General features: G+C 64.8%; 2 protein-coding genes and 1 pseudogene. All 3 read left to right on the top strand.

Going from position 1 to position 8,610, the window contains the following annotated elements; genetic code table 11:
* Nucleotides 1–417: 417 nt before the first annotated feature.
* The gene (locus ACFHWY_RS27200; RefSeq protein ID WP_416583103.1) at nt 418–1,182 is read left to right on the top strand and encodes a hypothetical protein; all 765 of its coding nucleotides are present in this window, start codon (nt 418–420) and stop codon (nt 1,180–1,182) included.
* A gap of 709 nt (nt 1,183–1,891) precedes the next feature.
* Nucleotides 1,892–7,561 (top strand): RHS repeat-associated core domain-containing protein, encoded by a 5,670-nt coding sequence (locus ACFHWY_RS27195; protein ID WP_416583102.1) that lies wholly within the window; start codon nt 1,892–1,894, stop codon nt 7,559–7,561.
* A 555-nt stretch (nt 7,562–8,116) separates the two neighbouring features.
* A pseudogene (locus tag ACFHWY_RS27190) lies at nt 8,117–8,306 on the top strand (transposase); the annotation flags it as partial.
* Nucleotides 8,307–8,610 lie beyond the last annotated feature (304 nt).

The raw sequence follows: 8,610 nt of genomic DNA, 5'->3' as shown, positions 1-8,610 counted from the left end.
GTCCGACGTGGACGTGTCGCCCTCCAACAAACGGCTACTCAAAACTGAGACAGAACACTAGTGACCAGAACGCCGCTTTTGATCGGGCAGGCGGCGGAGTCGACATTGGCCCAATCGGCCTCGCGCGGTGTTGCAGGGCTACCAATCGACCCAACCGTGGGTGTGACCGATACGCGCGTGGGACCGGACTTGTCGATGTGGAACCGTCTGCTAAATTTTCCTCAGGCTGCTCCGTGCCAGCCTGTCTCGTCCGTGCACCCCTTGGTGGTTGTGCCCGGGATGCTCCGGCCCGCGCCCAGGGCATCTGCCGAGAGGCGAGGTCAAAGGGTCTACGACTCGCCGCCATTCCGCCATACTCGCAAACTGCGATGTCGAACTTCGGGTGGAGGTGCGCGGGACCTTCACGGAGGAGATGTCGTGGCCCGCAACCGAGCCCGTAAGGCTGACCGTCGCGCGAACGCGATCGAGGCAGGGGTGTCGTATAGCAAGGCGTCGACGAACCGGCGAGACGACAGCCAGCAGCTGCAGCCGTGCTGGGAAGGGTGCCAGTCGCAGTACCTGGCCTGGCACAACGCGGCCGGATCGATGTCCTGGTGCGCGTGGGGTGATCACCCGGTGTGCATGGACTGCCAGCGCCGCCCGGTCATCGACGAGTTCACTGTCTGCGCGGACTGCGCCGCCGGGGCATTCGCCGCCGAACAAGCCCGCCGCCGCGCCGAGGAACACCGCGAGAACCTTAAGCGGTGCCGCGGCGAGTGCATTTCCGTCGAGCGTCTCCTCGTCCGGACGCATCCCGGTCAGGGTGCAGACCTGGCAGACTCCGCCTCGTTCACGTGTGCGCACTGTGACAACTTGCTCTGCCTATCGTGCACCTCGGTGCCGGTCACCGACTCGCTGGATTTCTGCGGCCCGTGCGGCGGCGCGGAGATGGCCGGGCATATGTTTCTCGACGACCTGCACTGGGCCGGGCACCGCCGCAGTGAGTTGCGCGTCGAACTCCTGAGGCTCGTCGCGTCGATCAGGCGGCTGTCCGCGTTGCCGTTCGACGTGGTCAACGGCCGTCTGAACCAGGCCATGAAGGTCGTCCGGCGAGCCGACGCCGGCGCCGAGCAGTTGTGGGCCGGCATCCGCGCCGCCCGGTTGTGGCTGAGCGCACTCACCGCATCGCACCGTGACGCATGACTGGGTGCCTGCCTGCCTGCTTGGTGGGTGGCGGCGATCATTGCAATGGTCAACGGTGCCCCCGTTTACCCCCCGAAAACCCCTGCCTGCTGTTGACAGGAAGTGACAAGAAGCGATCATTGCTTGGTCGCACGTGTGCAGCTCAGCGCCAAGTTTCGATAGTCAATGACAAGGTCCGGATCGCTACAGTCGGTAACCGCGGGTTGTCAACTCTTATCATCGTTGCTCGGCATCTGCCGACACTCTGACCCCGCCCCGCCCCGCCCCGCCCCGCCTCCCGCCCCGCCCCGCCTCCCGCCCGGCCGGCCGGGCGGGAGGTGTTCGTTCTGGTCCGCGATCCAGCCTACGACTCGGCCGCGCGGCGCCTGGACGTCGCAGGCGCGGTGCCTCTGGTGTGCGCGCTGGGCTGTGCGGGTCGACGTCGACCACTCGCTGTACACATGATCTTTCCGACAGTGTCGATCAAATCCCTCAGATCGCCGCTTGTTGATGTTGACACATCGAGATGTATTAGCGAAGGTGGTGATCATTTTTCGCGGGGGAGGGCACCGCTTTGACCGGTTCTGGTTTGTTCGTACGTGCTCAGCGGCCACGCCGGTCGCGCTGGCCGGCCGTCGCGCTGGCGGTTGCGGTGCTTGGGTCAGGGCTTGAGGTGGTGGACGGGCCCGACGTCGCTCTTGCGGCGTCCTCGGTGGTGCCGGATCGCTCGGTGACGGAGGCTGCGGACGAGGCGGCGGCGGCTGCGCTGGCCGCCGAGTGTGGCGTGTCGGTGGAGGCGTTGAGTGAGCGGACCGAGTTTGAGCAGGTAGTGGTGGAACCGTCCGGTTCGCAGACCTTGACGGTGGCGGCGGTGCCGCAGCGGGTTAAGCGGACCGATGGTTCGTGGGCTGCGATCGATCCGACTCTGTCGGTGACGGGCGGCGCGGTGGTGCCGGCGGCGACCCTAGCCGATGTGCGGTTCTCGGCGGGCGGATCGGGGCCACTGGCAACCTGGCGGGTGGGCGGTTCGTCGTTCACTTTGTCGTGGCCGTTGGGTGCGTTGCCTGCGCCGCGGCTCATGGGCGCCTCGGCGGTCTACGACGGTGTGCTGCCGGGGGTGAATCTGCATGTGACTGCGCTGCGGGAGGGGTTCTCGCATGCGGTGGAGATTCTGACCCCGGCTGCGGCGGCCAACCCGGCGGTGCGCCAGATCCGGTATGCCTTGGGCGGGGATGTGCAGGTTGAGGCGGATAGCGGTGGCGGGCTGCGCCTGGTTGATCCGGGCGGGGAGACGGTCGCGGTCACGCATGGGGCGTCGATGTGGGATTCGTCGGTGGATCCGGCGGGTGCTGGTGAGGTGATCTCGGCGCGCGGGGGTGCCGGGGAGACGGCGGAGCCGGCGACGGGTGCGGAACCGGGTGTCACGTCGCGGCGGACGGGCGTCGCTGTGGAGGTCGATGGCGGCGACCTGACTGTGGTGGCGGACGAGGCGATGTTGGATGACCCGTCGGTGACGTGGCCGGTGTTCGTGGATCCGCCGTTCAACGGGTTGCGGTCGAAGTGGGCGTACGCGAACAACGCGAACAAGAACTGGGACGTCGGCAACCGGGCCTGGGTAGGCCGCAACGACTACGACGGCGTGTTGTACCGGTCGTTCTTCGATTTCAATGTGTCGACCCTGCGGGGGACGCAGATTCTGTCGGCGAAGGTGACCATGGAGTTGGACCACTCATGGTCGTGTGACCCGTCGTGGGTGCACCTGTACCGCACCAACACTGACGGCATCACGGTTTCCAGTGCCGGGCGTATGAACTGGTCGACGCGGCCGTTGCCCTCGTCGCACTGGTTGGACTCGTGGCAGGGCAACGCGAACGAGGCCGGTGGTTGCGGCTCGATCCAGCCGGACGCGACCGCCGTGTTCGAGGGTTCCACGTTGAAGAACAACGTGCAGGCGCGGGCGACAGCGAACGCGACGACTTACACCGTCGGGTTGTGTGCGTGTAACAGCGACGGTCAGCACGAGTCATTGCAGGAGCGGTGGAAGAAGTTTCATACCGCTCACACCTACCTGATCGCCACGTACGACAAGAAGCCGAACCCTCCGGCCGCGCAGGCGTTCTCCACCACGACGGACTGCTACAAGGCGTGCACGTCGCCGGCGGTGGTGCGGACGACGACGCCGACGTTGCGGGCGAACGTTTCCGACCCGTACAACGGGAACCTGAAGACCAGGTTTGAGGTACGTACGTCGGCCTCGCCGTCGGCGACCTTGGTAGCGAGCAACTCCGCAGCACCGTCGACTACCGCGGCGCCGGGCCTTGCGACCTGGCGAGTGCCCTCCGGCTTGTCCAACGGGTCGACCTACTACTGGCGGGCGTACTCGACAGATGAGAACAATCTGACAGGCGACTGGTCGACGTGGCAGACGGTGAGCGTGGACACGTCACCACCGGTGGTGACGTCGGTGTCGTCGGCGCAGTACCCACTGCGGGACTGGGGTGCAGTGCTGGGCACCTCCGGGACGTTCGCGTTAGCCGGCGGAGCCGATGTCGCAGACTTCACCTGGTCGGCGGATGGCGGATCGGCGACGACGGTCACCGCGTCCGGTACGAATCCAAAGACGGCGTCGGTGACGCACAACCCCACGACGGACATGGTCCACACGCTGAGCGTGGTGGCCAAGGACATCGCCGGCAACATCAGCCAGACCCACCTGCACCAGTTCTGGGTATCGCCGCTGCCGAACAAGTTCTCCCGCTGGAAGCTCGACGAGATGTCCGGGACGACGACGGCGGACTCAGGATCGGGTGGTAGCGCGTTGTCGCCGGGAACGCTGTCGGGTTCGGTGTCGTTCGCACACACCACCGGGGATGAGACCTGCACCCGGGCAAGCTATGCCCGTAACGCGGCCACGTGGATGCTCGATCGGGTTAGTCAGACCGAGGTGCTCTCCGGCACCTGCGCCGCCGCGACGAAACCGGCGAACCCGGCCACGGTCCTGAGACGGACCCGGGCCTTCTACGACACCTACACCAACGACTCGTCATTCGGCGCCGCACCGACCCGAGGCAACGTGGTCCGCACCGAGGACCTGGACCGCTTCAACGGCTCAACCCCGGTATACGTCCGCACCGCAACGAACACCTACGACAACAACGGCCGGATCGCCTCGACCACCGACGCCCGGGGTTACACCACAACCACCAGCTACACCACGAGCAACGGTGGCCTGGTGACCCAGACCGTGGTGACCAACGCCCTCAACCAGGCCACGACCACCGATCGGGAACCGGCGTGGGACCTGCCGACAAAGGTCACCGACCCGAACGGGGCAGTGACCGACCAGACCTACGACGGGCTGGGCCGAGTCACGAACGTATGGCAGCCAGGCCGAAACAAGGCCAACCAGACCCCGCACATGAGAGTCAGCTACCTGGTCCGCAACAGCGGAGGACCGACTGCGGTCACCACCGAAACGCTCAGGGTGACGGGCAGCGCGTACCACAAGTCCGTGGAGCTGTTCGACGGCTTCCTCCGAGCCCGGCAGACCCAGACTCAAGCCACCGGCGGTGGAAGGCTGCTGACCGAGACGTTCCACAACGCCCGCGGTGAGGTGGAGTGGACCTCCGCCCCCTACTACGACACCACCAACGCGGCACCATCGACGACACTTGGCACGCCGCAGGGACAGATCCCTTCGATCACCGAGAAAAAGTATGACGGGGCGGGCCGGCAGACCGAGGAGATCCTCAAGGCGCTCGGGGCGGAGAAGTGGCGCACCACGACCAGCTATGACGGGGACCGGACCCACACCACCCCGCCCGTGGGTGGCACCGCAACCACCACGATCCTCGACGCCAAAGGCCAGGCCAGCAGCCTGCGGCAGTACAAGAACCGGGCCGACCTGGGCTCGACCGATCCCGCGAAGTACGACGAGACGCAGTACACCTACACCCTGCTCGGCCAGCAGAAGACCGTCCGCGACCCGGAGGGCAACACCTGGTCGTATCGCTATGACCTGCGCGGCAGGGAAGTGGAGTCGACCGACCCGGACAAGGGAACGACGAGTTCCACCTTCGACGCGGCGGGCAACATCGAGACCACCACGTCACCGTCGGGCATGGGAACCGCGACCGTGACCCTCGCCTACACCTACGACGAACTCGGCCGTAAGACCACCGTGCGCGACGGCAGCCCAACTGGGCCGAAGCGGGCCGAGTGGGTCTACGACACCCTGCCCAACGGCAAGGGCAAACTCACCGCCGCGACCCGCTACGTCGGCGGAAATGCCTGGATCAACCGAACCGACTCCTACGACGCCTACGGCCGACCCACCTCCACCTCGGTAGTGGTGCCGTCATCGGAATCGCAGCTGTGCGCGGCAGCGGCACCAAACCCCTGCACCTACACCACGACCACCAGCTACCGGGCCAACAGCAAAGTCCACCAGGTCACCCTCCCGGCTGCGGCGGACCTGCCGTCAGAACGGCTGACGTTCGGCTACAACGATGTCGACGCCGAGGGGTCGCTGCTGTCGCCGGCGCAGATCTACGAGGCGGTGACCTACAACAAGCTCGGACAGCTCACCGGTCGAGAGTTCGGTGCCTACGGCTACCGGGTAGCGGTCACCTCCGACTTCGACGAACCCACGCGTCGGCTCAAGGCCACGAACGTGGTGCCAGAGTTGAAGCCGGAAGCGGCGAACTGGAGCTACGACTACGACCCGGCCGGCAACGTCACCAAAATCAGAGAACAGCCGCAGGGGCAGACCGCCGACAACCAGTGCTACAGCTACGACTACCTTCGGCGAATGACCCGGGCGTGGACACCCAACACCGGTGACTGCGCCGCGAGTCCCACCGTGGCAGGGCTCGGTGGTCCCGCGCCCTACTGGCACTCCTGGACCTTCGACGCCACGGGTAACCGGCTGACCGAGACCCGGCACGCGACGACGAGCACCACCTACACCTACGCTCACCCGCAGGCAGGCTCGGCCCGACCGCACACCGTCACCAACGTCACCGCCACAGGCGGCGTCACGTGGAGCCGCGACTACGGTTACGACAACGCCGGCAACACCATTACCCGGCCCACTACCAGCGGCGCCACCCAAACCTTGTCCTGGAACCCCGAAGGGCGGGTCGACAGCATCACCGAAGGCGTCAGCACCACCAGCTTCCGCTACGACGCCGACGGCAACCGACTCACCCGAACCGACACCACCGGCAAAACCCTCTACCTACCCGGCGGCCTGGAAGTCCGCTACACCAACACCACCACCGCCAAGACCGCAACCCGCTACTACAGCCACGCCGGCGCCACCATCGCCGTACGCACCAGCAACAGCCTGCACTGGATGATCGCCGACCACCACGGCACCGCCGAACTCACCATCAACGCCACCACCCTGGCCGTCGCGAAACGCCGCACCCTGCCCTACGGCGACACCCGCGGCAACGCAACCGGCACCTGGCCAACCACCATGGACAAAGGCTTCGTCGGCGGCACCAAGGACCTCACCGGCCTGACCCACATCGGCGCCCGAGAGTACGACCCCTTCATCGGCCGGTTCATCAGCGTCGACCCCATCATGGACCTCGCCAACCCCCAGCAGATACACGGGTACGGATATGCAAACAACGCGCCAGCCACCTACAGCGACCCGAGCGGCCTGTACTTCGAGGAGGGCAGCCATGGCGACGGACAGCGAGGTTTTGTAACAAAGAATCCTTCCGGAAAGAACAGTGTGAGGGTCTCCGGGAAGCCGCTAAGCCCAAGCAAGTCAAAAAGGGAGCCAAGGGAAACTCCGCTCTACTGGGGAGTTCCCGTTCCAAATCCTGTACCGCCAATGCTCCGGCCACCGGGCGCACCAGACATCATTGTACCGCCAGCGGTGCCGCCAGCCCCGAAGCCAACGCCGCCGCCCGTCAAGAAATGGACGCCGAACTGCGACGACTACAACCCCGTGACCTACCGTTGTAAGCCTTCGCAGGCGGGGGTGGAGAATGCGCGCAAATTTTGGCGAGGCGTTCATCGATACGGGCAGGTTGGCGGTTCGGCTTGCTTTTTCGTTTGCCTCGGCGCTACCTATCAGGATGGCTACGTCAACTCATTCCTCGGGTTTGGAATCGGCATGGGCTACAGTGCAACGGCTGGAGGAGTCAGTGCAAGGCCGTATGAGCAAAGCCCGAAAGGGTGGATGGGTTGCTTCGGTGATGGGCCAGGCGGTTGCTACGTCGGAGGTGTGAGGAGTGATGGAAACGACTCGCACGGGCATGCAAGCACCTATCACGGCGGCAGTGTTGGTGTTGGCATGAAACTCTGGGTCGGCGCTACCTACAACTTCTTTTCCTGGAAAATTGGGACTACTGAACACTCGTGGTTTCCAGAAATTGATTAGCGCTTCGTGGAGGTATTGTGGGGCGAATTATTGCTGGACTCCTTTTTGGGGCTCTAGTGAGTCTAATAGGACTTGCCCTGGCATCAAACTTTCGAGGGGTTGCGACGAGGCATGTAGAGCTCTCTGATCGCTTTGTGCGGCCCGTAAGCCCACTCAGGCGGAAGGGCTGGCCTGACGATCGGCTTGCTCGTCGTAAGGCCAGGTTCGTTATACTTGACAGATTTATTGGAGGATTGATCGCATTGGGGGGGGTCGGAACTTTGGTCGCGGCGGGAAACGAACTTATCTCCCACCTTGGGGCTGGGCGTTGAAATTGTTTACGAGGTGTCGGGGCATAGAGACTAAGCGTCTTTAGCGGAAGCTTGAAGGCGCCGTACCGGGAAATCTTTGTGATTTAAAGCTGAGGCAGGGGGTCTCGTGTGCGGTGGCCCCCTGCCTTCGTCTTCGGTCACCTGGCCGAGTTCGGCACCGATTTGTTTTAGATGATCGCATCAGAGCGGCTCCTTCTAATAATCCAACGTCACTTGATCTTCCGTCTGGTTTCGTGACCGAGTGGGGACGCAGTATCCGGCGATCGTGAAGCTGTGGGAGAGCGCCTGGGGATGAGTTCGTCTCGTTCCTCGCCTTCGACGTCGAGATCCGCAAGGTCATCTGTTCCACCAACGCGACCGAGAGCGTCAACGCGCGCATCCGCAAGGCCGCCCGCGCCCGCGGACACTTCCCGACCGGGCAGGCCGCCCTCAAGCCTGAGTTGGGACAGTCACGGCCAGGGGCGTCGAGCTTCAGATTGTCAAGTCGCCGGCAAAGAGCAACGGTGAGCTGAGGGTCCCGTTCGACCCGAGGTGGGGAGAGATGTGAGTCGTGTGGACGAATGGTCGAGACTCGCCGCCGACTGTCACCGCCGTGTAGGCAAGGCTCCTTCTTTCGCGCGACTGGTGGCCGGCTTGCTGCTGACTGTTCTCGTGCTGGGTGGATGTGGAGTCATCAGGGCTCTTCGAACTTAAGCGGGGTGCGTTGATCGGCCCGCCCCGAAGACCAGGGCTCGCAGC

The organism is Micromonospora sp. LOL_024 (assembly GCF_048060415.1).
Lineage (GTDB): Bacteria > Actinomycetota > Actinomycetes > Mycobacteriales > Micromonosporaceae > Micromonospora.
Note: the sequence above shows the minus strand (reverse complement) of the source record. Positions and strands in the feature narration are given on the sequence as shown.